We start from the raw sequence: 25,299 nt of genomic DNA, 5'->3' as shown, positions 1-25,299 counted from the left end.
AAATTTAATATACCTGCCAATTATTTTTAGAAAAATTTCAAAGTAAATGTTATTTTTTATATCTAAAGTGTTTTAAATATGTTTTTTACATGTATATTATTAATTATTTCATGGAAAATTTGTATTTTCTTAAATTGATAAAATAAGCAGCCTGAAAAATATAAAAACCGGTTTCAATATATTGAAACCGGTTTTTATATGATTTACTTTGATCAGTTATAACTCAGTTCTGCCTGAAATACGTCTGTAAAGTGTTTTCTGATCTTCGCTTTCAGATCTTCCATTTCTTGCGGGCTGAGTTGTCTTTCCAGCTCTCTTGCCAGAGAGGTTACCTGCTTATCTTTAATACCACACGGAATGATGTATTCAAAATATCTCATATCCGTATTGACATTCAGTGCAAAACCATGTAATGTTACCCATCGGGAAGCTTTTACTCCCATTGCACACATTTTTCTTGCATAAGGTTTTCCTACATCCAGCCAAACTCCGGTTTCCCCCTGAGAGCGTTCTCCCTTAAGGCCATACTCCCCAATAGTTCTGATAATGACTTCTTCCAGATTTCTCATATAAAGATGAATATCTGTAAAGAAATTCTCAAGGTCTAAAATAGGATAACCTACGACCTGGCCATATCCGTGATAAGTAATATCTCCACCACGGTTGGTTTTTACATAAGTGGCTTCAATTTCTTTTAACTTATCAATACCGGCAAGCATATTCTCTTCGTGTCCGCTTTTTCCTAAAGTATAGACATGCGGATGTTCTACAAAAAGAAGGTGATTCGGAGTGGTAATGTGTTGTTCTGCAGGAAGATCTCTGTTCTTTATTTTGGTGTCAATAATATCTTTCATCAGTTTTTCCTGATATTCCCATGCAGGCTGATATTCTTTAACTCCTAAATCTTCAAACTTTACTACTTTATTTTGATTTGTATTCATTTCAATTTTTGATATACAAATTTAGTGAATTTTAGCCTTTTATGGAATGGATAAAATCTATGGCATTTTTAGCCCAGTCTTTATGCTGCAATAAAATATTCACAAAAGCAGTCCCGATAATACCTCCGTCTGCTTTTTCCGTTACATTGTCAAAATCTTCTTTAGATTTGATCCCAAAACCGATCATGACAGGGTTTTGAAGCGGAAGACCGGCTAATCTGGAAAGATAATTTTCATTTTTAACAACGGCGTTTTCATTTCCTGTAGTAGAGGAAGAGCTTACCGCATAGAGAAAACCGGAACTTAAAGAATCAAGATATTTTATTCTTTCGTCAGAGGTTTCAGGGGTCACCAGAAAAGTAAAATTGAGATTGTACTTCTTTAAAATCTGCTGATAGTTTTTCTCAAATTCAATCGGAGGAAGATCCGGTAAAATTAATCCTGAAACTCCGCTTTCCGAACATTCTTTACAGAATTTTTCAAACCCGAAACTTAATACAGGGTTGATATATCCCATCAGAATAATGGGAATTCTTATTTCATTTTTAATGGTTTTTAATTGAGAAAACAGCTTTTCAATGGTCATCCCGTTTTGTAAAGCAAGTTCATGGGCCTGCTGAATCACGGGACCATCTGCAACGGGATCAGAATAAGGCATTCCGATCTCAATCATATCAGCTCCTGAGTCCTGAATCAGTTTTATAATATCGGCAGTATTTTCCAATTGAGGAATCCCTGCTGTGAAGTATATATTTAGTTTTTTCATTTCTTTATTATCATTATAGAGGTTAGAAATTAGAAGGTGAATGTTGTACGTTGAAATAATTAAAATAAATGTAAACTCAACATAAAAAATTTAAAAACGCAAAGGATTCGCAAGAGTTTGATGAAATCTTTTGGATATTTTCGTTCGCAAAGGCAGCCCATTCAGCGGTACACAACTGATTTTCTTGGTGAGTGTTAACATCATTGCAAACTATTTCAAAATAATTCATGATAGCATCTTTGCGAACATCGCGTTAAAAAATACATTTAGCTTATATTAACTAATACTCATCTCTTTTAAGTAAGTTTCCATATCTTTATCTCCACGTCCACTTAAGCAGATCACCACGACATCATCTTCATTAAATTTCTTTTTATCTAAAACAGCCAGCGCATGTGAACTTTCCAGCGCCGGAATGATTCCTTCAAGCTTCGTCAGTTCAAAAGCACTTTTTAAGGCTTCATCATCATTGATACTGAAAAACTCCGCTCTCTTGTCCTGAAACAGATGGGCATGGAAAGGTCCGATTCCAGGGTAGTCGAGTCCTGCAGAAATGGAATGCGGTTCAATGACCTGTCCGTCTGCAGTTTGCATAACAAGGCTTTTGCTTCCGTGAAGAACTCCTAAAGTTCCTAAAAAGGTTGTAGCTGCAGACTTTCCTGAGTGGACTCCCAAACCTCCGGCTTCCGCGGCAATAATTTTTACGTCCTTTTCTTCTACAAAATGATAAAAAGTTCCGGCCGCATTACTTCCTCCTCCCACACAGGCGATTACATAATCAGGGGTTTCTCTTCCAATCTTTTCTTTAAGCTGTTCCCTGATTTCTTTTGAAATAATACTCTGGAATCTGGCTACAAGATCCGGAAAAGGATGAGGGCCTACCACGCTTCCGATGACATAATGAGTCGTTACAGGGTTGTTGATCCAGTCTCTTAAGGCTTCATTTACAGCATCTTTCAGTGTTTTTGAACCTGAGGTAGCTGCAATGACTTCTGCGCCCAGCATCTTCATTCTTGCCACATTCGGGGCCTGTCTCTGGATATCAATTTCACCCATATATACAATGCATTCAAGGCCGAGAAGTGCACATGCTGTAGCAGTGGCTACACCGTGTTGTCCGGCACCGGTTTCAGCAATGATTCTTGTTTTTCCAAGTCGTTTGGCAAGAAGAACCTGTCCCAGTGCATTATTGATTTTATGGGCTCCCGTATGATTGAGGTCTTCTCTTTTCAGATAAATCTGAGTCTTATATTTTTTACTCAGATTCTTCGCAAAATAAAGAGGAGTCGCTCTTCCTACATAATGGGTAAGTAAATCCTGATATTCATTCTGAAAATCTTCAGATTCTATGATTGCAAGATAGTTTTTTTGTAATTCTTCTACATTCGGATAGAGCATTTCGGGAATAAAAGCGCCTCCAAACTCTCCATAATATCCGTTTTCATCGGGGTTTTTATAATTCATTTCTTTATTCTTTACTAATTAAATAAGCATTATTCTTTGTGCTCACCGTACTGAGCTTTTCTTTTATTTCTTCTGATACATAAAAAATTAAAATATCATCATCTTCGGAATTGACCCATTCGGAACCCACACTTTCTTTGATGTTTTTGGCCATATCACGCAGAATTTCAATATTACATTTCTGATAAAACGGACGAAGTTCTTCATGACAAAAACCTATGGTATCTATATTTCTTTCACGGGCATTGTCTTTAAAATACTGAACCAGCCGGGCTCCGTATCCCTTTTTCTTATGGGCGGCAACAAGTCCGACAGCTTCAGCAAAAGGGAGCTCTTCATGTGAAATTTTAAGTGTAAAATCAAAATTCATACGAATCACCGCGAGTATATTTTCATCTGTATCCAATAGCAAATGAAATTCCGAATCTTTAAAAAAACTACGGAAATAAGGAGATTTCATTGTGTTCCAGGCGGAGATGTCCCATAGTTGAAGAATATGTTCTATTTCACGTTCTGTTAATTCATTGGTTTGTTTGATCTGGTATTTCATGAGGGTAAAATTATAATCAAAGTTAATAAAGACTTCTGAAGAGACTAATCAATTAATGACAAGGGTTAAATTCTTTTATTTACTATTCTTTATATAGTATTGATCTGAATTTCTTTATTTTAGTTAAATCTTTATTTCCAGGTTCTGTTTCAAATTTTGAGTTGATATCCAGGGCAAAAGGCTGCTGGTCTAATTGTTTGATATCTTCTGTATTTTCTTCTGAAATACCACCACTCAGAAAGTAGGGCAGGGGGATTTCAAACTCATTCAGTAAGGTCCAGTCGAATTGTTTTCCGGTTCCTCCAAAAGCTTTGCTGTCTGTATCAAATAAATAATAGCTGAAATCTGAAAACTGGGTATTAAGGGCCTGCTTTATTTTATTTCTGTTTTCAGCAGTGTTTTTCCCGATCCTGATCACTTTAATAATTTGAATATCCGGATTTAGCCTTTCTCTCAGATGCGTAATAAAATCGGTGGTCTCATCCCCATGAAGCTGAATATAATTTAAATGGGCTCTTGTTGCGATATTTATGATTCTTTCGATATCTGCATTCACAAAAACTCCTGTTTTGCCGGAATGGTTTAGACTCGCAATATCCTCCGGACTCAGATGATTCAGAACATATCTCGGTGATTTTTCGTACAATATGAACCCGAGAAAATCTACATTCATAGCAATCAATTCCTGAATCTGATCTAACCGGGTGAGTCCGCAAACTTTGAGATGGGGTTGTTGATTTTTAATCATTATGAGAAGGATAAAAGGTTAAAGTGATACATGAGATATGAATTCAGCAAATTGGTTTCCCGGGTTTGCATGTTTCATAAAATATTCTCCCATTAGAAAAGCATCAAATCCTTTTTCCTTCAAGTAGCTGAAATCCGCCGTACTGTAAATTCCACTTTCAGCGACAGACAGGGTTTCTTTTGGAAGCATATTTTTTAACCGGACAGAATGTTGCAAATCCACTTTGAAATCTTTTAAATTCCGGTTATTAATTCCCACCAGATCAATATCAGAATAAAAATGCCTCAACTCCTCTTCCGTATGAATTTCCAGTAAAACTTCCAGTCCCAGTTCATGAGCCAATGCTGTAAATTCAGTAACCTGAACAGGAGAAAGACAGGCAGCAATCAGTAAAACAACATCCGCCCCCATACTTTTTGCTTCATAAAACTGATATTCATCAATCATAAAATCTTTTCTCAGAATGGGAATATGAATATGGTTTCTTATACTAAGAATGTCATCGAAATCTCCTCCGAAAAAATCTTTATCAGTGAGGATAGAAATTCCGCTGGCTCCGTATTGTTCATAAGCAGAAGCTACATCTAAAGGTAAAACACTGCTGTTGATAATCCCCTTTGACGGAGACTGTCTCTTAAATTCAGCAATAATTCCGCTTTTATTGATTACGGATTCTTTCAAAGAATAAGTGCTCCTCTCAAAAAAGGTGGTCTCTTTTAACTGATCAACGGAGATATTTGATTTTGATACGGCAACTTCTTCTTTTTTTCTTTCAATAATTGTATCCAGTATAGTCATTTTTTTGTGCTTAGAGGGTTAAAACAGTTTGGTGTTTTTGATTTTAACGTTTTTTAGTGAATTAAGAGTTCAAAACTATTTAATGCTTTTCCGCTTTCAAGACTTTCCTGTGCTAAAAGAAGGCAGTCATCATAAGTTCCGAATTTACGGGTATGATGAAGTGCTACGGAAGCATTCGCCAGTACTACTGAGTTCTGTTGTTCTGTACCGTTGCCTTCAAGAATATTTCTGAAGATTTTTGCTGTTTCCTGAATGCTAGTGCCTGCTTTAATATCTTCCGGCGTTACAGGATTGAATCCTAAATCTTCAGCTGAATAGATACTTTCTCCATTCTTGGTAATGATTTTACTGTCATGGGTAAGACTTATCTCATCATAGCCATCCAATCCGTGAACAAGCATAAAATCACGATCCTCTTTTTGCAGGAGATACTGATATATTCTTGCAATTTCAAGATTGTAAACTCCGATCACGGAGTATTGAGGTTGGGCCGGATTGACCAGTGGACCCAGGAGATTGAAAAAAGTTCTTAATCCCAGTGATTTTCTCAATAACCCAACCGATTGAAGAGCAGGATGGAAGTAGGGTGCATGTAAAAAACAGATATTGGCCTTTTCAAGGTCTTCGTTCAGCTGAGCTGAGCTGTTTTTGAATTCATACCCGAGTTCTTCCAGTACATTGGATGAGCCTGTAGTGGTTGAAGCCCCATAATTACCATGTTTTGTTACCTTCTGCCCGGCTCCGGCCACCACAAAGCTGGCCAATGTTGATATATTGATTGTGTTTTTTCCATCACCTCCTGTTCCTACGATGTCTATGGCATCCTGAGCGTCAATATTCACAGGGACAGCCATTTGTAAAAGAGCTTCTCTGAAACCTTCCAGTTCTTTCAGTGTTATATTACGCATCAGAAAAACGCTCATAAAGGCTGTTACTTCCGCAGAATTGAATTTATTCTGAGCAATTTCAATCATCGTAGCTTTTGCTTCAGATTTTGAAAGTGTATTATGATTAAACAGGTATTGCAGTATTTCTTTCATTTGAGGAGTTTTTATTGTTGATGAGATCTCTGTGGTATTCACTGTAAAAGAAAGTTTTTAATTATCATTTCTCCATCCGGAGTCAAAATACTTTCAGGGTGGAATTGTACTCCGTGTACATCGTAAGTTTTATGCTGTAATGCCATGATCATTCCGTCTTTATCTACCGCTGTAATTTCCAGTTCTGAAGGGAAATCTTCAGGATTAACAGCCCAGCTGTGGTATCTTCCTACTTCCAGTCCGGAAGCAATGTCCTTAAACAGTTTAGTGTTTTCTTTTACAACTTCTGTTGTGGTAGCCACTCCATGGAAAATTTCAGACAGGTTAATAAGGCTGCCTCCAAAAGCTTCTGCAATAGCCTGCTGTCCGAGACATACTCCCAAAATACTTTTTGTAGAAGCATATTCTCTGATCAGTTCCAGTAAAATTCCTGCTTCTTCAGGAATTCCGGGACCGGGAGAAAGAATTATTTTATCATATTTATTAATTTCTTCCAGGCTAATCTGATCATTTCTTACCACATCCACTTTTTGATTAAGGATTTTTTCGATGATCTGGACAAGGTTATACGTGAAACTGTCATAATTATCAAAAACCAGGACTTTAGATGCTGATTGCTGATTATCTATTGTATTGCTCATTTTTTTATTTTTTGATTTGCTAGCTGATGATGTTCCTGTTCAATTTTCCGAAATCAGTTTTCAACTATTTTTTCTGCTTTTTCTACTGCTTTTTTCAGCGCGTTCAATTTATTATTAACCTCCTGCAGTTCGTTTTCAGGAACTGATTTTGCAACAAGTCCTGCGCCGGCCTGATAATAAAGGGTATTGTTTTTACTTAAGAAAGTTCGGATCATAATAGCCTGATTACAGGTGCCGTTTAGACCAATCATACCGATGCAGCCCCCATAATATCCGCGAGAATCTTTTTCATACTGGTTGATTAATTGTAGAGCTTTGTGTTTGGGCGCTCCGCTTAACGTTCCCTGTGGAAAGGTTGCAGAAACCATTTCAAGAGGATTAATATTTTCAGGAAGATCTGCAGTTACTTCACTCACCATATGGATAACATGAGAAAATAACTGAATTTCTTTCAGTTTGGTAACCGTAACATTTTTGCCCAGTTTTCCAAGATCATTTCTGGCAAGGTCTACCAGCATGGTGTGTTCTGCATTTTCTTTCGGGTCTGCTTTTAAGGTTTCGATTGCCTGAAGATCTGTTTCAAAATGGCCCGTTCTTTTAGCCGTTCCGGCAATCGGGTGAATGACCGCTTTATTGTTTTTTATAATAAGCTGGCTCTCAGGACTGGATCCGAATAATTTATAGCTTCCGTAATCAAAATAAAAAAGATAAGGAGAAGGGTTGATATTTCTCAGGGCACGGTATACATTGAACTCATCTCCTTTAAATTTCTGTTCAAATCTTCTGCTTAAAACCAGCTGAAATACATCGCCTCTCATACAGTGTTTCTGGGCGGTTTTTACAAGATCGATATATTCTTCACTGGTAATATTGGAGGTTTCCCGGCCGTTTTTTTCAAAAGGATAAACCGGAGTATTCTGGTTTTTAATGAGGTTTTCTAAAAGATGAAGTTCAGATTTTATGCCTTTGATTTGATTCTCAATAATATACATTTCATCATTGAAATGATTGATAGCGATTACATACTGATACAATCTGTATCTGAGAATAGGTATTTCCACTTCAGGACTTTGCGCCTTTAGATTTATGTTTTCAAAAAACTGTACCGCTTCAAAACTCGTATAACCGAAAAGGCTCTGAGCCGTCTGCTCAATCGGGTCTTCTGTTTTTTCACATTGAAAAACGGTACGGAAGCCCTCAAAGATGTCGTTAAGGTCTCTTTCCATAATGAATTGTTTAACAGGAGCAGAATGAGGAAGTTTAACTTCAAATTCGTTAAGGTTCTTTACCTCAATCCCGGCAATAGCATTAATGGCAATAAAAGAAAAATTATTATCAATACTCTTTGAGTCAGAACTTTCCAGAAGGATAGTATCTCTGAATTTATCTCTGATTTTAAGGTAGATATTCATGGGTGTATGAAGATCACCCAGGGTCTTTTTCGAAACGGTTTTTATTGTAATAGGTTCAGTAAACATCTGTAGTTTTATTTTTTATGTGAGCGTAAGGAATAAAAAAAGGCTTCAACGGAATCCGTCAAAGCCTATATATTGTTTTTAATATTTCTGTTGTAAGTTAGCAACATGACAATACCTTCAGACCCGACGAAGAGTTTGAAAGCCACCACCAAATATTGTTGCTCATGTTAAACATGGGACAAATGTAAAAAAAAAATCAATACAAAAAATAGAAAAGTCAAAAAAACAAAAAAATTAATATGGAAATTTATTATTTCAACTGATCAAGTTCCTGTTTCAGATCGCTGAGTCTGGTTCTGTAACTTTCATCATCATAGTCTTTTAAATATTCTTCAAGAGCGGAAATATATTCTTTTACAAATTCTTTGTTGGTTCTGTCTGCCTCATATTTGATTTTGGCAGAATTTACCGGTGCAAGTTTTGAATACTTCAATACTCTTTTTCCTTCTTCAGACTGATTATAGAGAATGACGATATTTTTTTCATATCCCGGAATATATTTTACAGGAAATGATTCTTTCATCCGAGGAATTCTGATTGCATTTTCAATAGGATAAATAGCTGCAGTGGTAGTAGAGAAGTAAGTGGAAATGTATTTTCCGTCCTGTTTTTTTACAATAGCTTCATAATCATGGATGTACATTTCGTTCAATGTCGAATTAGTCTCCACATCATCGGTGATGATTGCCGTGCTTTCAACTCCGTATTTATTTAAAAACCAGGCATTCACAAACTGTCCGCCGATTCCGTTTAAGATTGCCAATGGAATAATAGGAATCAGAAACAATACTTTTTTTGTTAAAAAGGTGAGTAATCCAAAGAACAAAATAAGAATGATCACAGTGTAAAACCCATGATGACTGGCAAAAAACAGAATTTTTGAAATTAGAATCATGTTTATAATTCGGTTATCTTTATTAAAATCTAAAATCTCTTTAAAATTATTAAAAAAATTAATAAGATTACCGCTTGTTTTTCAGATAAAGTAAAGTCATTCATTCTCTTTTTTTAAAAGATGAGTCCGCAGGAGTCTGAAAGCGGTTTTCTGAATTAAATAAATATCCTGCGGCCCCGCTGTAAAATAAATTAGTGTACGGGCTCCGAAAGTGGTAGGTCTGGAGATCCGCTATAGAAAACAATTAAGGTTGCCCCCTGATCTCCGGTTTTGCCTCTGTGGGCAGCATTCACCATTTCCGGAAGTACCTGTCCTTGTTTTACCCATTGGGTTTTACCGTCCTCTTTTCTTTCAATCTGAATTTCCCCTTTTTCTACATAAGCCGCATTAATGACAGGATGCTTATGCCAGTCCAGGGCTTTATGAGGCGGAACAGAGATTTTAAGAACCGATATCTCCGGTTGCCCGTCCGGATACGCCGGATATACAGTACCATCCCATGATTTTGTTGTTTTTAATAAAGATACGGATTCAATTTTGTCGGAATATTCTGAATTGTGATTATCCGATGAAGAATTGTCACAGGATAGAGGCAATACAGATATTACAATACCTGAAGCAATGCCCAATAAATTTTTTCTGGTCATAGAAGTAAACTGATAATATGGATTGAGTTTGCCATAATCAATACAAAAATATTAAGCATAATTATAAAATATCTCCTATTGATGAATTATTTTATCGTTGTTATTTATTTAGCCTTTAAAAATATTTTTCAAAGAGAACATTTGTCATCAGTTTAAAAGTTTATTTTTTATATTTTTGCTACCAAATTAGAAAACAATGAAAAAAGTATTAGCAATCGCATTTATTGGTGGTTTATTAGTCGTTAACTGTTCTAAAAAGACAGATCACTCATTACAGGACAGCAATACAATGCTTGAAGAACCTGAAGCAACTACAGTGGTAGATTCTACGGCTAAGCCAGCTGCTCCTGCTGCTGCAACTCCGGCTACACCTGCTCCTGAAGCTGCTAAAAAAGATTCTACAGCGAAGAAATAATGAAAAAAATATTTTTGGCAGGAGCTTTAGGTCTTATGATCTTTTCCTGTTCTAAAAAAGAAAATACGACAGCTGTGGCTTCATCTTCTGAAACAGCAACTGTTTCAGAACCGGGAAAATCTAATCTTTCCGGTGCTCAGATCATCGAAACGTTAGACTGTTCAGGATGCCATTCTGCCAATGAGAGAATGATAGGACCTTCTTATCAAGAAATAGCAGGGAAATATTCTGACAAGGATGTTGAAATGCTTGCTTCCAAGATTATAGAAGGCGGAAGCGGAGTTTGGGGAGGTGTCCCTATGGCTGCCCATCCACAGGTATCTAAAGAAGATGCCAAAAAAATGGTGGAATATATTTTAAGTCAGAAGAAATAGAATATGTCTACTGAAAAATCCAGTCTGCACACAAGAAATCTGCATCGTTATCCCTATGATTTTGATCAGCTTATTTCTTGTGTGCCAGAACTGAAACAGTATGTTTTTACGAATGCTTATCAAACGGTAACCATTAACTTCAGTATTCCTCAGGCAGTTAAGCTGCTCAATAAAGCCTTACTGTTACATTATTATCATATAAAAAACTGGGATATTCCTGAGGCCAATTTATGCCCTCCCATCCCAGGGCGTGCAGACTATGTACATTATATTGCCGATCTGCTGGCTGAACATCAAAATAAAATTCCGGCAGGATCTTCCATAAAAGGCCTGGATATAGGAACCGGAGCCAATCTTGTTTATCCTTTAATCAGTCATAGTTCTTACGGCTGGAAAATGACAGGAACAGATATCAGTGAAGATTCACTGGCGAACGCCCGAAATATTTTAGACGCAAATCCCGATCTTTTATCAGCTATTCAGCTAAAGAAGCAACCGGATTCCGATCATATTTTTAAAAATATAATAAATGCCGGAGACCGGTTTACATTTTCTATGTGTAATCCTCCTTTCCATGATTCAGAAGAATCTGCAGTGAAAGGAAATATCCGGAAGACAAAGAACCTTAACCGCTCAAAAAAACAAAAACCATTACTTAACTTTGGCGGACAGCAGAATGAATTATGGTGTGAAGGTGGTGAAATCGCATTCATTACAAAAATGATCCATGAAAGTGCATTGTACCCGTCACAGGTACTCTGGTTTACCTGTCTGGTTTCTAAAAAAGATAACCTTCATAAGCTGACTGCTCTTGTAAAAAAACTAAAAGCTGCAGAATATAAAACCATTGATATGGCTCAGGGACAGAAAATAAGCCGGATTCTGGCCTGGACTTTCGCGCCTCAGAAAGACCGGAAAGACTGGTTTTAGTTCATAGTTGATGCTGTGTTGGCTTTGTCGTGTACTTTTGATTATTATTTTTCCGTTTCGGTATAGGTAAGAAACTCAATTCGCTATTAGAGTGTTATGATCTTAAAAATTTACGCTCCAGACTTCACATTTTAAAATTTCTGAAAAAACTAATTTGATGGTCAGCTCAAAAATGCCTAAATTTGTACGCTTTTAGAAAAATAAGAAATGCAATTATCAGAACAAGAAATCATTAGAAGAGAAAAGCTGAATAAGCTGACTGAAATGGGGATTAATGCGTTCCCTGCGGATGAGTATACCATTACAGATACTACAGAATCTATAAAACAGGACTTTTCTGAAAGTAAACAGGTGAAGATCGCTGGTAGACTGATGTCCCGCAGAATTCAAGGGAAGGCTTCTTTTGCCGAATTGCAGGATTCTAAAGGAAAAATTCAGGTGTATTTCAACAGAGACGAGATCTGTCCGGGTGAAGATAAAGAATTATATAATGAAGTATACAAACACCTTTTGGATATCGGGGATATTATCGGTATCGAAGGTGAACTGTTTACGACTCAGGTAGGAGAGAAGACGGTCTTAGTAAAGAATTTTACCCTTCTTACAAAGGCTCTTCGTCCGCTTCCTCAGGCTAAAACAGATGAAAACGGTGTTGTACATGACGGATTTACAGATCCTGAATTAAGATACAGACAACGTTATGTAGATTTAACGGTAAATCCACAGGTAAAGGAAATTTTCGTGAAGAGAACAAAACTGTTCAATGCGATGAGAACTTTCTTTAACGATGCAGGTTATTTTGAAGTGGAAACTCCAATTTTACAGTCAATTCCTGGTGGAGCGGCTGCTAAGCCATTCATCACACACCACAATGCATTAGACATTCCGTTATATTTAAGAATTGCGAACGAATTATATCTGAAAAGATTGATCGTAGGTGGTTTTGACGGCGTATATGAGTTTTCTAAAAACTTCAGAAATGAAGGGATGGACAGAACTCACAATCCGGAATTTACAGCTATGGAAATTTATGTAGCTTATAAAGACTACAACTGGATGATGGATTTTACAGAAAAACTATTGGAATTCTGTGCCATTCAGGTAAATGGAACTACAACAGCTACCTTCGGAGAGCATGAAGTAGATTTCAAAGCACCTTATCCAAGAGTGTCCATGACAGAAGCGATTCTGAAGTTCACAGGTTTCGATATCACTGGAAAAACAGAGAAGGAATTATTCGATTTCGCAAAGTCTATCGGAATTGAAGTGAATGAAACCATGGGGAAAGGAAAGTTAATCGATGAGATTTTCGGTGAGAAGTGTGAAGGAAACTTCATTCAGCCGACTTTCATTACAGATTATCCGGTTGAAATGTCTCCATTGACAAAGAAACACAGAAGTAAAGAAGGCTTAACTGAACGTTTTGAGTTAATGGTTTGTGGAAAAGAAATTGCCAATGCTTATTCCGAGCTTAATGATCCGATTGATCAGAGGGAACGTTTTGAAGCTCAGATGGCTTTGTCTGAAAGAGGGGATGATGAAGCAATGTTCATCGATCAGGATTTCTTAAGAGCTTTGGAGTACGGTATGCCGCCAACTTCAGGATTGGGAATCGGAATGGACAGATTAATTATGTTCCTGACGAATAACGCTTCTATTCAGGAAGTATTATTCTTCCCGCAGATGAGACCGGAGAAGGCGGTTCCGCAAATTGAATTGGGAGAAGATGAAAAAGTAATCCTTGAAATCCTTAATTCTCAGGAAGAACCGATAGCATTAGCTGAGGTAAAAGAAAGAAGCCGGTTATCCGGTAAAAAATGGGATAAAGCCTCCAAAACACTGACAAAAAACAATATTGTAAAAGTGGAGAAGATTGATGAAAATCTTTTGATGAAACTGGCTTAGTTTCATTATGAAATATAAAAGAAACCGGTACAGGGTAAATCTGTATCGGTTTTTTTTTGTTTTTATAGATATGTTGAAATTTTTAAACCATGCTAGGCTTTTCTATTTTACTTAAGGTTGAGGGATCCCGTTTCAATTAATTTCTTAATAAACTAGTGGAGATTCACTCTAAAAGTATACCTATAGAAATACTTGATTTTATTTTTAAAAGAGTGAAATTTATACATAATAATCGAATTTTTAATTTATTAAATATTTGTTAATTTATTTAATTATTAATATTATTCTCATTTATTGTTTATTTTTTTTAAAAAAAATAATCATTTAAATATATTTTAATAAAATAAATGTAATTTATAATATTTCAAATTGTTCTTTTTACTACATTTGATATGGAAATGAATAGAACACACAAAAAAAAACCAGATAATTTTATAAAGAGACAGGGTCTTTATGAGCCGGAATTTGAATTTGATTCCTGTGGCATTGGCTTTGTCGCCAATATCAAAGGAGGCAAAAGTTATAAAATTATAAGTGATGCCATTACCATGCTGGAAAACATGGAACATCGTGGGGCTACCGGATATGAAAGTAACACTGGCGATGGTGCGGGGATACAAATCCAGATTCCTCATGAGCTTTTATACGATGAGGCACTAAATGTCGGAATAGATTTGCCCGAGGCAGGATATTACGGAGTGGGGATGCTATTTTTTTCTCAGAATAATTTTATTAGGGAAGAGTGCAAAGAAATCATTGCGCAATCTGCAGAAAAACTTCATCTTAAGATATTAGGATATCGGCCTGTTCCGGTAAGTAATATTGATCTTGGAGATTTGGCAAAAAGTGTAGAACCGGTGATGGAAATGCTTTTTATTGAGCGTCCTTTTGATCTGGAAACCGAAAAAGATTTTGAAAGAAAGTTATTTATTTTTAAAAATTATATCTCTCATCAGGTTATCAGCATTACAAATAATGATCCTGTTGGATTTTACGTGGCCTCTTTCTCCTGTAAAAAACTGATTTACAAAGGACAGCTAAGAAGTATTCAGGTGCGGAACTATTTTAAAGATCTTACGAATCCTAAAATTCGTTCTGCATTTGGTATGGTGCATTCCCGATTTGCCACTAATACTTCACCTACATGGAGCCTCGCACAACCCTTCAGATTTTTAGCGCATAATGGAGAAATAAACACTTTAGGAGGAAACCTTAACTGGCTTAGATCTTCTGAGAAAATGTTCCAAAGCCCATTTTTTACTCTTCAGGAAATGGATATGCTTCTTCCTTTAACAAAACCAGGACAATCCGATTCTTCTTATCTCGATAATATGGTCGAGTTATTGTATCATTCAGGAAGGTCGCTTCCTCACACCATGATGATGCTGATCCCTGAAGCATGGGATGGACACGAGCAAATGGAGCCCTACAAAAAAGACTTTTATGAGTTTCATGCTTGCCTGATGGAGCCTTGGGATGGACCCGCTTCTATTTCCTTTACTGATGGTGATATTATTGGAGCCACTTTAGATAGAAACGGACTTCGCCCCTCGCGATATTGTGTCACGTCGGATGATTTAGTAATTATGGCATCCGAATCAGGAGTTTTATCTGTAGATCCCAAAAAGATAATTAAAAGAGGCCACCTTCAGCCAGGGAAGATGTTTCTCGTGGATATGAAAAAGGGGACAATCATCAGCGATGATGAATTGAAAAAGGAAATATGTACTTCAAAACCTTATCGTGAGTGGTTGGATAGTATGAGGATTAATATCACCGAATTACCCGACCCTAAAATTCGATTCAATAAACTTCAGACAGAAGATATTTTTAAATATCAGAAGGCATTTGGGTATTCCAGAGAAGATCTGGAAGGAATCATTAAAGAAATGGCTTCGCATGGTAAAGAACCGATGGGTTCAATGGGATTTGATGTTCCATTAGCTGTGTTGAGTGAAAAGCCACAACATTTGAGTTCATATTTCAAACAGCTATTTGCCCAGGTAACAAATCCCCCGATAGATCCTATAAGGGAAAAATTGGTAATGTCTTTAACTACCATTATCGGTGGAAACGGAAATCTTTTGGAAGAAGATAAAAATTTTGCACATTCTATCAAACTGGAGAATCCTGTTATCAATAATAATCAGCTTGAAAAATTAAGAAGCGTTGATACAGGAAGGTTTCAAGCCAAAACGATTTATACTTATTTTAATGCGAATGGAAAAGAAGGAGAGCTTAAAAAAGCGATTGAGAGGATTTGCAGGTATGCAGTAGACGCAGTAGATGATGGGTTTCAGGTAATTATACTTTCCGATCGGTCGTTGGATTCTCAGCATGCTTCGATTCCTTCATTATTGGCATGTTCAGCAGTACATCATCATTTGATTAGAAAAGGTATCCGAAGGAAAATAGGTCTGGTCATGGAGGTTGGGGATGTTTGGGAGGTTCATCATTTTGCAGCCCTATTGGGTTTTGGAGCAACAGCAATTAATCCTTATCTCGCATTGGCAAGTATCAGGCAAATGTTTGATGATGGGGAATTTGAAGGAGAAGAAGACTTGGTAAAGTTGAGAGAAAACTATAAAAAAGCTGTCGGAGATGGGCTTTTAAAGATATTTTCTAAAATGGGAGTTTCCACTTTGCAATCTTACCATGGAGCACAAATTTTTGAGATTATAGGGTTGAATAAACTTGTCGTCAATACCTGTTTTACAGGAGCGGTCTCCAGAATTGAAGGAATTGGGTTTGATGAAATTGCAAAAGAAGCTTTGGTAAAGCATCAGAGTGCATTTAATACAGATATAGAAAACTCTTTACTCGATACAGGCGGTATTTACCAGTGGAGAAGTAATAATGAGTATCATCAGTTTAACCCGCAGTCTATTCACTTACTTCAACAGTCTGCCTGGAATAATGACTATGATACCTTTAAAAAATATTCAAGACTTGTCAATCAGCAAACGGGTAAGGTGTCTTTATTGAGAGGTTTGTTGGAATTTAAAAATGATAGAAAGCCCATTGCTTTGGAAGAAGTTGAATCTATAGACCATATAATGAAGCGCTTCGCAACAGGTGCGATGTCTTTTGGGTCTATTTCCTGGGAGGCGCACACCACATTGGCTATTGCAATGAATAGGATAGGGGCCAAAAGCAATACAGGAGAAGGAGGAGAAGATGAAGTAAGATATTCCCTTGATGAAAATGGAGATAATTTGCGTTCTTCCATTAAACAGGTGGCTTCCGGAAGGTTTGGGGTTACAGCCAGGTATCTGGCAGAAGCAGATGAAATTCAAATAAAGATGGCTCAAGGTGCTAAACCCGGTGAAGGTGGGCAGTTGTCGGGAGATAAAGTAGATTCATGGATTGGTAAAACGAGACACTCAACGCCGGGTGTTGGATTGATTTCTCCACCACCACATCATGACATTTATTCTATTGAAGATCTAGCTCAGCTTATCTTTGATTTAAAAAATGCTAATCGCCATGCGCGTTTATCGGTGAAATTAGTTTCAAAAGCTGGAGTAGGAACCATTGCTTCAGGAGTTGCTAAGGCCAAAGCAGATCATATTCTGATCTCAGGATATGATGGAGGTACAGGTGCATCTCCCTTAAGCTCAATCCGTCATACCGGATTACCTTGGGAACTCGGATTAGCCGAAACTCAACAGACTTTAATTAAAAATAAATTGAGACAAAGAGTCACTTTACAGGTTGATGGACAGATGAAGACAGGACGTGATTTGGCCATAGCAACTTTGTTAGGGGCTGAGGAATGGGGGATTGCTACTTCTGCACTGATTGTGGAAGGTTGTATACTGATGAGAAAATGTCATTTAAATACCTGCCCTGTCGGAATTGCTACTCAAAAAGAGGAGTTGAGAGAAAAATTCAAAGGAAAAGCTGAGCATCTCGTAAATTATTTTAGATTTCTTGCTATGGAAGTTCGTGAAATCATGGCTAATTTAGGCTTCAGAACTATTGATGATATGGTGGGTCAATCTCAATGCCTTGAACGAAAAGCAAATATTACCTTCTGGAAACATCAAGGCATAGACCTGAGCAGGATTCTGTATAAAGTGGAAACCAGTTTACCGGTGATTAAATCTGAAAAACAAGATGCGGGATTAGGGCATTCTATATCCTGGAAAATGATTGAAGCGGCTCAATATGCTTTTCAAAATAATACAGTAATGGAGGTAGGGTTTGATATAAAAAACACAGACCGTTCTGTAGGAACTATTCTTTCTCATGAAGTAACCAAGATTTATAAATCCCAGGGAATGGCGGAAAACTCATTGCTATTTAATTTTAAAGGAACAGCGGGGCAAAGCTTTGGAGCATTCTGTAATAAAGGAATTACCATGCGTTTAGAAGGGGATGCTAATGATTATTTAGGAAAAGGACTTTCTGGTGCTCAGCTAATCGTTTTTCCGGATAAAGAGGCTGTTATTCATGCTAATGAAAATAGTATTGTTGGAAATGTTGCTTTATATGGAGCTACTTCCGGAAAGGTATTTATCAATGGGATGGCAGGAGAACGTTTTGCTGTTCGGAATTCCGGAGCTATCGCAGTGGTAGAAGGGATTGGTGACCATGGATGTGAATATATGACCGGAGGAAAAATTATTGTTCTAGGAGGTGTTGGAAGAAATTTTGGAGCAGGAATGAGCGGAGGTGTTGCCTATGTATGGGATGTTAATGAAACTTTAGAATATCATTTTAATGCTGACATGGCGGATCTGGAGTCTATTACAGAGCATGATAAAGAATTGATCTTTACCCTGATCAAAGAACATTCTGAAAATACAGGAAGTGTGTTAGCGGAATACATCATAAGCGATTGGGATAAAAGCTGTATGCATTTTAAAAAAGTGTATCCAAGGGAATATAAAAAAGTGATCGAAAACCGGATAAATGAAATTAGATAATGGGCAAGATAGATGGATTTTTATTGTATGATAGGGAGCTTCCCTCTAAATTAGCTGTGGAAAGGAGATTGAAAGATTATAAAGAATTTATTCAAAAGCCTTCTGATCAGCAGTTGAATTGTCAATCGGCAAGATGCATGGATTGTGGAGTTCCTTTTTGTCAGAATGGTTGCCCCCTGGGGAATCTTATTCCTGAATTTAATGAGTCTGTCTATAAAAAACAATGGAAAAGAGCCTATCAGATTTTAATATCTACCAATAATTTTCCTGAGTTTACCGGCAGAATTTGTCCTGCTCCCTGCGAAAGTGCATGTGTTTTAGGAATTAATGATGAGGCTGTTACCATTGAGGAAATAGAAAAAAATATTGTTGAAATAGCTTTTGAGCAAGGTTTCGCTAAACCAAAACTTCCTAAGCTGAAGATCGATAAAAATGTCGCTATAGTAGGTTCTGGACCTGCAGGGTTGGCGGCGGCCTATCAATTGAATCAAATGGGATATACTGTTACTGTTTTTGAACGAGATGCTGAAATAGGAGGATTACTAAGATTTGGAATACCGGATTTTAAATTGGATAAAACTATTGTAGAACGTAGGGTGCAGTGGATGAAAGAAGAAGGAGTTGAATTTTGTACAGGAATTAATGTTGGTGTTAATTATGCTGTAGAAGAATTGAACCGTAATTTTGATGCCATTGTATTGGCAACGGGAAGTACTGTTCCCAAAGATCTGATCATCCCCAACCGGGATGCAAAAGGAATTTATTTCGCAATGGATTTTCTTAAACAGAGCAATAAAAAGGTAAGCGGAATTCCTTTCGAAGAAGAAGAAATTAATACAGAAGGAAAAAAAGTAGTGGTAATAGGAGGGGGAGATACAGGGTCTGATTGTATAGGAACTTCTAATCGTCAGGGAGCAGAAGTGGTTTATCAGATCTATTATAAACCTATGCAACCCACAGAAAGAGATGAAACGATGCCATGGCCAAGTTATCCGGCACTCCTGCAGACTACTTCCTCCCATGAAGAGGGATGCGATCGTATGTGGTCTGTGAATTCAAAAGAATTTGTAAAAGATGAAAGCGGAAACCTAAAGGGAATTCGTCTGGTGGAGGCAGAATGGACTAAAGATTCTGATGAAGGGAAGTGGAATTTGTATACTGAAAAACCAGCATCTGAATTTGTACTCGAGTGTGATATTGTCTTTATTGCCTTAGGGTATACCCACGTTGAGCATAAGGGAGTGGTTGAAGCTTTAGACATTCATCTGGATCCAAAAGGGAATTTAATCGGGAATAATAAAGAATATAAAACCAATCAAGATAAAATTTTCACCTGTGGTGATGCCCGGAAAGGACAAAGTCTTGTCGTATGGGCAATTGCAGAGGGGCGGCAATGTGCAGGAAAAATTGATGAATTTTTTAAAAATAAGTCCTGAAGTAATCTGAATTCTGATTGGGTATTTAAGAAAAATAGATGGGCAGCTTAAAGAATGAATAAGGTGATTTTATACAGCTTCGAGCCTTTGATTCCGAATTTATTTTCTTCAATAGTCAAATGAGGTCACCAGACAAAATTGATAAGAAATAAAAATAGCAGGTACAGAGCTAGTCTGTACCGGTTTCTTTTTTCCATTTCCGGAGCTGTGTCCTGAAGTTTTTAAAGGGAGCTACGGTATTGATATGAACCCACTTCCAGACCGGCCATTTCGCAGGAGTTGTTGCCCATTGTCTCTGTTCCGGAGTAAATAAGGTTTCGTGATCCAGACTTTCTATCCATTCTATGATTTCATTAACCTGTTTTTGTAACAATTCTCTTTGCTCTGCCAAATGGTAAGAACCGTATTGATCATAGAAAGACTGATATAATCCCTTTAAATTATTCCATTTGTATTCAGAAGTGGGAGTTTTTACTTCAATTCCTCCTTTTTCATCAGATTCCCATCGTAACAGTAAGCCTGTCCATCCTAACTGATAAGAAATATTCTGTGAAGGAGTTTTGTCAATTCCCGGTGCATCCCTGTTTTTTTCATCTTCTTTAATTCCATCAAATTCATTGTCATAAAACCGATACGTTTTCTTGATTGCTTCAATAAGCTCTGTTTTATCTTTATAGGTCTGCATCATTGATTTATTTTCTCAGCTTACTAAATGAGGCCATCAGATAGAATAAGAAAGGAAGGATAAATAAAGATCCGAGCATTAACGCCCATCCTAATGCAGAAATGGTTTTATCAGGGGCCATATGTTCCAGAAGAGAAAGATGCTGCCCGTTTCCTAATAATATGATGTTCGGATTGTGCTGATAGGTTGCTGCTACAAGGATCATGACCATTTGAAAACCTGCAAGAGCACGTACCGGAAGTAATTTCTGCCTGTTCAGAGCCCGCAGAATAAGGAATAAAGCAATTGTAGCAAAAGCAATCGCCATCATTCCCAAAGGTTTTGAAAATACCCACATCAAAAGTGGAATATCAGAAATGTAAGCGGTGAAAAATACCAGAATTCCTGTAACGACCACGAAGATCATGGTCTGTTTGGACTTTCTGATCATCAGCATCAGATCTGCCTTATCTCTGGTTTCTCTTAAAGAAAAGATAGAAGCAAGATATGCGCAAAGTGCTACAGTAAACAATCCTACAGAAACACCAAACCAGTTAAGCCAGCTGAAGATATAAAGATCAAGAAATCCTACAGCATCCGGATTGATAGAATGTGATACGGTGGCTGCAGCAATTAACCCCAAAAAGAAAGGTGTTAAAAGACTGGCATAATAGAAAATATGGGTATATAAAACCTGCCACTGATCTTTTACAGCATCATAATGTCTGAATGTAAAAGCGGTTCCCCTCGCAATAATTCCCAATAACATTAAGACTAAAGGGATATGGAGATAAGTGGAGAGGGTGGTATAGATTTCAGGAAACCCTACAAAAAGAATTACAATAGCAATGATGAGCCACATATGATTGGCTTCCCACACAGGAGCGATGGATTCATACATGATCTCCTGTGTTTTGTGGCGGGCTTTTTTATTGGTAAAAAGCTCCACAATACCTGCCCCGAAATCAGCGCCACCCAGGATAATATAAAGACAAATGGAAAGCCATAGAAAGCCTATAACAATGTAGATCATGATTTCTTGTTTTTAGTATTGAACTGAGCGTCTGAAGGGTCGTAAAGTATCGGAACCATCTGGATCTGTCTTCTTAAAAGAAAAACCAGAATCAGGGATAATGAGATGAAGATGGCCGTAAAGAAATAAAATGAATATTGTATTCCCGGCATCGGGGTTACCGCGTCTATTGTTCTCATGACTCCGTAAATGATCCATGGCTGTCTTCCTACTTCGGTAACGGTCCAGCCGGCTTCCAGAGCAATATATCCAAAAGGAGTGGCGATAAGGAAAGTCTTTAACAGCCAGTTTTTAGTGAGCCATTCTTTTCTGAAAAAGAAAGCATATAAATAAATGACTCCGATACCAATCATAACGACTCCAAAAAAGATCATAATCTGGAATGCATAATGGGTAACCGCTATTGGCGGCCATTCATCTCTCGGAAAATCTTTCAGTCCTTTTACTTCAGCATTAAAATCATTACTCACTAAGAAACTTAATACCTTTGGGATTTTTACTGCATATTGGACTTCCTCTTTTTTTTCATCCGGTATTCCGCCAATGATGAAAGAGGCTCCTTTTTCCGTTTCAAAATGAGCTTCCATAGCTGCTAATTTAATGGGCTGTCTTTCCGCAACAGATTTTGCAGCGATATCTCCGCTTAAAGGAGCGCCAAAGGCTCCGATAAGGGCAAAACCAACAGCTATTCTGAAAGCCTTAGTGTGGAATTCAATATTTCTTTTTCTTATAATTAATAAGGCATGTACACCTGCTACTGCAAATCCCGTGGCACAAAATGCAGCTACTGTCATATGAAGCGCCTGTGGAAACCAGGCATCGTTGAACATGGCCTTGATAGGATCAATATTCAGGTATTGTCCGTTGATATAATCAAAACCGCTGGGAGAATTCATCCAGGAATTGGCTGCTACGACAAGGATTCCGGATGCCAGTCCGCTTAATCCCACCAGAAAACCGCAGAACCAGTGAAACCATTTGTTAAATCTTTCCCATCCGTATAAAAAGAATCCAATCGCAATTGCCTCAATAAAAAATGCTGTTCCCTCTAATGAGAACGGCATTCCGAAGATAGGACCCGCATGTTTCATAAAGCCGGGCCACAGAAGGCCAAGTTCAAAGGATAACATCGTTCCTGAAACCGCACCGGTAGCAAAAAGAATGGCTACTCCTTTACTCCAGGCTTTGGTAAGGCCTTTATATACTTCATTATTGGTTTTTAAATATTTCCAGTGTGCGAAAGCCATTAAGAAAGGCATCACCATCCCTACACAGGAAAAAATGATATGGAAGCCCAGAGATAAGGCCATCTGCGCACGTGCCGCAATAAAATCATCCATAATTTCAACTTTTGAGTAAATAAATTTACGTATAAATTATTGATGTTAAGCATGATTTAAAACAGTTGATATTTCAGAAATAGAATTTAATTTTGATTCTTTTATAGATCCGTGATCATTTATGTTTCCAATAAGAAAACTCCACATTTTTTGACATTTTTTAACTTTCATAATTCGAAAAAAATCACGATATTTGTAAGTCTTTGCGAAAAATAAAAAAAGATACATTTAGGGAGGTGATAAGAGGTTAAAAATCAATGGTTAAATCTCAATCCCGGCTCTTCAAATCTAAAAAAATATATGAGTCAAAAACAATATACAGCTAGTAGTATTCAGGCATTGGAAGGAATGGAGCACGTACGTATGCGTCCTTCAATGTACATTGGTGATGTCGGGACAAGAGGTCTCCATCATTTGGTTTATGAAGTAGTAGATAACTCTATCGATGAGGCATTGGCAGGATTCTGCGACACGATCTTTGTTGCCATTAAAGAAGGAAACGGAATCGAGGTGAGTGATAATGGTAGAGGTATTCCCGTTGACTTCCACGAAAAAGAACAAAAATCTGCTCTTGAAGTTGTAATGACGAAAATTGGAGCCGGTGGTAAGTTTGATAAAGATTCTTACAAGGTTTCCGGAGGTCTTCACGGAGTTGGGGTTTCGTGTGTGAATGCACTTTCCAACGAAATGATTACTACTGTTTACAGAGACGGAAACGTTTATCAGCAGGTATATTCCAAAGGAAAAGCTCAAACAGGAGTTGAAGAAATTGGTAATAGTGACAAAAGAGGAACTAAGCAGTTTTTCCAGCCGGATGATACTATCTTTACAGAATTAGTTTACAACTATGATACTCTGGCAAGCCGTTTAAGAGAACTTTCTTACCTTAATAAGGGAATTACGATTACCCTTACTGATGAGAGAGAGAAATTGGAAGACGGTTCTTTCAGATCAGAAGTTTTTCACTCTGAAGGAGGATTAAAAGAGTTTGTTGCTTATATTGATGGCAACCGTGAGTCTATTATGGAACACGTGATCTTCATGGAAGGTGAAAGAGATGATATCCCTGTAGAAGTAGCGATGCGTTACAATACATCTTTCAACGAGAATCTTCACTCATATGTAAACAACATCAACACTCACGAAGGAGGAACTCACTTAGCAGGTTTCAGAAGAGCTTTAACAAGAACTTTAAAGAAATATGCAGACGAATTAGGAATTCCGGCAAAAGAAAAAGTAGAAATTACAGGAGATGATTTCCGTGAAGGGCTAACAGCTGTAATTTCTGTAAAAGTAATGGAACCTCAGTTTGAAGGCCAGACTAAAACAAAATTAGGAAACTCCGAAGTATCCGGAGCGGTAGATAAAATCGTAGGGGAAATGTTAACTAATTTCCTTGAAGAAAACCCTACTGAAGCCAAGCTGATCGTACAGAAAGTGGTATTGGCTGCAAAAGCAAGACAGGCAGCTAAGAAAGCACGTGAAATGGTGCAGAGAAAATCTCCGATGGGAGGCTCAGGTCTTCCCGGAAAATTATCTGACTGTTCATCCAAAGATCCGGCAGAATCTGAAATTTTCCTTGTAGAGGGAGATTCCGCAGGGGGTACTGCTAAACAAGGACGTGACAGACACTTCCAGGCGATTTTACCTCTAAGAGGTAAAATTCTGAATGTTGAAAAATCCATGCTTCATAAAGTATATGATAATGAGGAAATCAGAAATATCTATACTGCTCTTGGGGTTTCTGTAGGAACAGAAGAAGATAGTAAAGCATTGAATATGGCGAAACTGAGATATCACAAAATCGTCATTATGACCGATGCCGATATCGATGGATCCCACATTTCTACCCTAATCCTTACTTTCTTCTTCAGATATATGAAGGAACTTATTGAGAACGGATATATTTATATTGCCCAACCTCCGTTATATCTATTGAAAAGAGGTAACAAGAAGGTATATGCTTATAACGAGAAAGAACGTGAGGAGTTTACATTAGAAATGTCTCCGGACGGAAAAGGAGTAGAGGTGCAACGTTACAAAGGTCTTGGAGAAATGAACCCTGAGCAGCTTTGGGAAACAACACTTAACCCAGAGCATAGAATCTTAAAACAGGTAACGATTGACAATGCCGTTGAAGCAGATAGTGTTTTCTCAATGTTGATGGGGGATGAAGTTCCTCCAAGAAGAGAGTTTATTGAGAAAAATGCAAAATATGCAAAAATTGATGCATAAAATATCATTCAAATATAAAAGAAAGCTTCTAATTATTTAGAAGCTTTTTTTTATATTTGACTAAACCA

21 protein-coding genes are annotated in these 25,299 nt (G+C 37.4%); 7 read left to right on the top strand and 14 right to left on the bottom strand.

The genetic code is table 11. The features are described 5' to 3' along the window. Window positions 1-212: 212 nt before the first annotated feature. The 11 genes from lipB to JO178_RS03730 all read right to left on the bottom strand — a co-directional run bounded on the left by lipB (window position 213) and on the right by JO178_RS03730 (window position 9,968). The gene (gene lipB, locus JO178_RS03780; protein ID WP_291931844.1) at window positions 213-941 is read right to left on the bottom strand and encodes a lipoyl(octanoyl) transferase LipB; all 729 of its coding nucleotides are present in this window, start codon (window positions 939-941) and stop codon (window positions 213-215) included. Window positions 942-972: 31 nt separating this feature from the next. Beyond that, complete coding sequence (trpA, locus tag JO178_RS03775) at window positions 973-1,707, bottom strand: tryptophan synthase subunit alpha (protein ID WP_291931841.1); 735 nt, start codon at window positions 1,705-1,707, stop codon at window positions 973-975. Window positions 1,708-1,983: 276 nt separating this feature from the next. Next, on the bottom strand, window positions 1,984-3,171 hold the full coding sequence (gene trpB, locus JO178_RS03770; RefSeq protein ID WP_291931839.1) for a tryptophan synthase subunit beta: 1,188 nt from the start codon (window positions 3,169-3,171) through the stop codon (window positions 1,984-1,986). A gap of 4 nt (window positions 3,172-3,175) precedes the next feature. Beyond that, entirely contained in the window at window positions 3,176-3,721 is a 546-nt protein-coding gene (locus tag JO178_RS03765; protein WP_291931836.1) for a GNAT family N-acetyltransferase, read from the bottom strand. Window positions 3,722-3,803: 82 nt separating this feature from the next. Then, window positions 3,804-4,469 carry a phosphoribosylanthranilate isomerase gene (locus JO178_RS03760; RefSeq protein ID WP_291931832.1) on the bottom strand — a complete coding sequence of 222 codons (666 nt, stop codon included), beginning with the start codon at window positions 4,467-4,469 and terminating at the stop codon, window positions 3,804-3,806. An 18-nt stretch (window positions 4,470-4,487) separates the two neighbouring features. Further along, complete coding sequence (gene trpC / locus JO178_RS03755) at window positions 4,488-5,267, bottom strand: indole-3-glycerol phosphate synthase TrpC (RefSeq protein WP_291931829.1); 780 nt, start codon at window positions 5,265-5,267, stop codon at window positions 4,488-4,490. Window positions 5,268-5,320: 53 nt separating this feature from the next. After that, entirely contained in the window at window positions 5,321-6,307 is a 987-nt protein-coding gene (gene trpD / locus JO178_RS03750) for an anthranilate phosphoribosyltransferase (RefSeq protein ID WP_291931826.1), read from the bottom strand. Between the two features lie 38 nt (window positions 6,308-6,345). Further along, window positions 6,346-6,948 (bottom strand): aminodeoxychorismate/anthranilate synthase component II, encoded by a 603-nt coding sequence (locus JO178_RS03745; protein ID WP_291931822.1) that lies wholly within the window; start codon window positions 6,946-6,948, stop codon window positions 6,346-6,348. 53 nt (window positions 6,949-7,001) lie between these two features. After that, a complete protein-coding gene (locus tag JO178_RS03740) occupies window positions 7,002-8,426 on the bottom strand; it encodes an anthranilate synthase component I family protein (RefSeq protein WP_291931818.1) in 1,425 nt (474 codons plus the stop codon). A 250-nt stretch (window positions 8,427-8,676) separates the two neighbouring features. After that, complete coding sequence (locus JO178_RS03735) at window positions 8,677-9,321, bottom strand: hypothetical protein (protein WP_291931815.1); 645 nt, start codon at window positions 9,319-9,321, stop codon at window positions 8,677-8,679. Window positions 9,322-9,512: 191 nt separating this feature from the next. After that, window positions 9,513-9,968, bottom strand: coding sequence for a cupin domain-containing protein (locus JO178_RS03730; protein WP_291931812.1), 456 nt, complete (start codon window positions 9,966-9,968; stop codon window positions 9,513-9,515). A 196-nt stretch (window positions 9,969-10,164) separates the two neighbouring features. Here JO178_RS03730 and JO178_RS03725 point away from each other — a divergent pair, with 196 nt between their 5' ends. From JO178_RS03725 to JO178_RS03700, 6 genes are all read left to right on the top strand, one after another. Further along, entirely contained in the window at window positions 10,165-10,383 is a 219-nt protein-coding gene (locus JO178_RS03725) for a hypothetical protein (RefSeq protein WP_291931809.1), read from the top strand. Then, window positions 10,383-10,757 carry a c-type cytochrome gene (locus JO178_RS03720; RefSeq protein ID WP_291931807.1) on the top strand — a complete coding sequence of 125 codons (375 nt, stop codon included), beginning with the start codon at window positions 10,383-10,385 and terminating at the stop codon, window positions 10,755-10,757. The genes JO178_RS03725 and JO178_RS03720 overlap by 1 nt, the downstream gene beginning before the upstream one ends. A gap of 3 nt (window positions 10,758-10,760) precedes the next feature. Continuing rightward, on the top strand, window positions 10,761-11,687 hold the full coding sequence (rlmF, locus tag JO178_RS03715) for a 23S rRNA (adenine(1618)-N(6))-methyltransferase RlmF (protein ID WP_291931804.1): 927 nt from the start codon (window positions 10,761-10,763) through the stop codon (window positions 11,685-11,687). Between the two features lie 207 nt (window positions 11,688-11,894). After that, window positions 11,895-13,592, top strand: coding sequence for a lysine--tRNA ligase (gene lysS, locus JO178_RS03710; protein ID WP_291931801.1), 1,698 nt, complete (start codon window positions 11,895-11,897; stop codon window positions 13,590-13,592). A gap of 398 nt (window positions 13,593-13,990) precedes the next feature. Further along, window positions 13,991-18,523, top strand: coding sequence for a glutamate synthase large subunit (gene gltB, locus JO178_RS03705; protein WP_291931798.1), 4,533 nt, complete (start codon window positions 13,991-13,993; stop codon window positions 18,521-18,523). Further along, window positions 18,523-19,959, top strand: a complete 1,437-nt coding sequence (locus tag JO178_RS03700) for a glutamate synthase subunit beta (protein WP_291931796.1) — start codon at window positions 18,523-18,525, stop codon at window positions 19,957-19,959. The genes gltB and JO178_RS03700 overlap by 1 nt, the downstream gene beginning before the upstream one ends. 169 nt (window positions 19,960-20,128) lie before the next feature. On the opposite strand, the gene JO178_RS03695 is transcribed toward JO178_RS03700, so the two are convergent. Genes JO178_RS03695 through JO178_RS03685 form a run of 3 tightly spaced genes read right to left on the bottom strand, consistent with a single transcriptional unit; the run spans window position 20,129 to window position 22,996 of the window. Beyond that, window positions 20,129-20,647 (bottom strand): ClbS/DfsB family four-helix bundle protein, encoded by a 519-nt coding sequence (locus JO178_RS03695; protein WP_291931791.1) that lies wholly within the window; start codon window positions 20,645-20,647, stop codon window positions 20,129-20,131. 4 nt (window positions 20,648-20,651) lie between these two features. After that, window positions 20,652-21,656, bottom strand: coding sequence for a cytochrome d ubiquinol oxidase subunit II (locus JO178_RS03690; protein WP_291931788.1), 1,005 nt, complete (start codon window positions 21,654-21,656; stop codon window positions 20,652-20,654). Next, the gene (locus tag JO178_RS03685) at window positions 21,653-22,996 is read right to left on the bottom strand and encodes a cytochrome ubiquinol oxidase subunit I (protein ID WP_291931784.1); all 1,344 of its coding nucleotides are present in this window, start codon (window positions 22,994-22,996) and stop codon (window positions 21,653-21,655) included. Before JO178_RS03685 ends, JO178_RS03690 begins: the two co-directional genes overlap by 4 nt. Window positions 22,997-23,296: 300 nt before the next feature. On the opposite strand from JO178_RS03685, the gene gyrB reads away from it, so the two are divergent. Further along, window positions 23,297-25,231 carry a DNA topoisomerase (ATP-hydrolyzing) subunit B gene (gene gyrB / locus JO178_RS03680; RefSeq protein ID WP_291931781.1) on the top strand — a complete coding sequence of 645 codons (1,935 nt, stop codon included), beginning with the start codon at window positions 23,297-23,299 and terminating at the stop codon, window positions 25,229-25,231. Window positions 25,232-25,299 lie beyond the last annotated feature (68 nt).

It is taken from the genome of Chryseobacterium sp. (assembly GCF_019236175.1).
Taxonomy (GTDB): Bacteria; Bacteroidota; Bacteroidia; order Flavobacteriales; family Weeksellaceae; genus Chryseobacterium.
The sequence above is the reverse complement of the archived record's forward strand: the minus strand, read 5'-3'. Positions and strand labels throughout refer to the sequence as shown.

What these genes read in the sequence shown, in the direction of transcription:
- lipB (WP_291931844.1), bottom strand. Translation starts at nt 941, where the DNA reads ATGAATACAAATCAAAATAAAGTAGTAAAGTTTGAAGATTTAGGAGTT.
- trpA (WP_291931841.1), bottom strand. Translation starts at nt 1,707, where the DNA reads ATGAAAAAACTAAATATATACTTCACAGCAGGGATTCCTCAATTGGAA.
- trpB (WP_291931839.1), bottom strand. Translation starts at nt 3,171, where the DNA reads ATGAATTATAAAAACCCCGATGAAAACGGATATTATGGAGAGTTTGGA.
- JO178_RS03765 (WP_291931836.1), bottom strand. Translation starts at nt 3,721, where the DNA reads ATGAAATACCAGATCAAACAAACCAATGAATTAACAGAACGTGAAATA.
- JO178_RS03760 (WP_291931832.1), bottom strand. Translation starts at nt 4,469, where the DNA reads ATGATTAAAAATCAACAACCCCATCTCAAAGTTTGCGGACTCACCCGG.
- trpC (WP_291931829.1), bottom strand. Translation starts at nt 5,267, where the DNA reads ATGACTATACTGGATACAATTATTGAAAGAAAAAAAGAAGAAGTTGCC.
- trpD (WP_291931826.1), bottom strand. Translation starts at nt 6,307, where the DNA reads ATGAAAGAAATACTGCAATACCTGTTTAATCATAATACACTTTCAAAA.
- JO178_RS03745 (WP_291931822.1), bottom strand. Translation starts at nt 6,948, where the DNA reads ATGAGCAATACAATAGATAATCAGCAATCAGCATCTAAAGTCCTGGTT.
- JO178_RS03740 (WP_291931818.1), bottom strand. Translation starts at nt 8,426, where the DNA reads ATGTTTACTGAACCTATTACAATAAAAACCGTTTCGAAAAAGACCCTG.
- JO178_RS03735 (WP_291931815.1), bottom strand. Translation starts at nt 9,321, where the DNA reads ATGATTCTAATTTCAAAAATTCTGTTTTTTGCCAGTCATCATGGGTTT.
- JO178_RS03730 (WP_291931812.1), bottom strand. Translation starts at nt 9,968, where the DNA reads ATGACCAGAAAAAATTTATTGGGCATTGCTTCAGGTATTGTAATATCT.
- JO178_RS03725 (WP_291931809.1), top strand. Translation starts at nt 10,165, where the DNA reads ATGAAAAAAGTATTAGCAATCGCATTTATTGGTGGTTTATTAGTCGTT.
- JO178_RS03720 (WP_291931807.1), top strand. Translation starts at nt 10,383, where the DNA reads ATGAAAAAAATATTTTTGGCAGGAGCTTTAGGTCTTATGATCTTTTCC.
- rlmF (WP_291931804.1), top strand. Translation starts at nt 10,761, where the DNA reads ATGTCTACTGAAAAATCCAGTCTGCACACAAGAAATCTGCATCGTTAT.
- lysS (WP_291931801.1), top strand. Translation starts at nt 11,895, where the DNA reads ATGCAATTATCAGAACAAGAAATCATTAGAAGAGAAAAGCTGAATAAG.
- gltB (WP_291931798.1), top strand. Translation starts at nt 13,991, where the DNA reads ATGAATAGAACACACAAAAAAAAACCAGATAATTTTATAAAGAGACAG.
- JO178_RS03700 (WP_291931796.1), top strand. Translation starts at nt 18,523, where the DNA reads ATGGGCAAGATAGATGGATTTTTATTGTATGATAGGGAGCTTCCCTCT.
- JO178_RS03695 (WP_291931791.1), bottom strand. Translation starts at nt 20,647, where the DNA reads ATGATGCAGACCTATAAAGATAAAACAGAGCTTATTGAAGCAATCAAG.
- JO178_RS03690 (WP_291931788.1), bottom strand. Translation starts at nt 21,656, where the DNA reads ATGATCTACATTGTTATAGGCTTTCTATGGCTTTCCATTTGTCTTTAT.
- JO178_RS03685 (WP_291931784.1), bottom strand. Translation starts at nt 22,996, where the DNA reads ATGGATGATTTTATTGCGGCACGTGCGCAGATGGCCTTATCTCTGGGC.
- gyrB (WP_291931781.1), top strand. Translation starts at nt 23,297, where the DNA reads ATGAGTCAAAAACAATATACAGCTAGTAGTATTCAGGCATTGGAAGGA.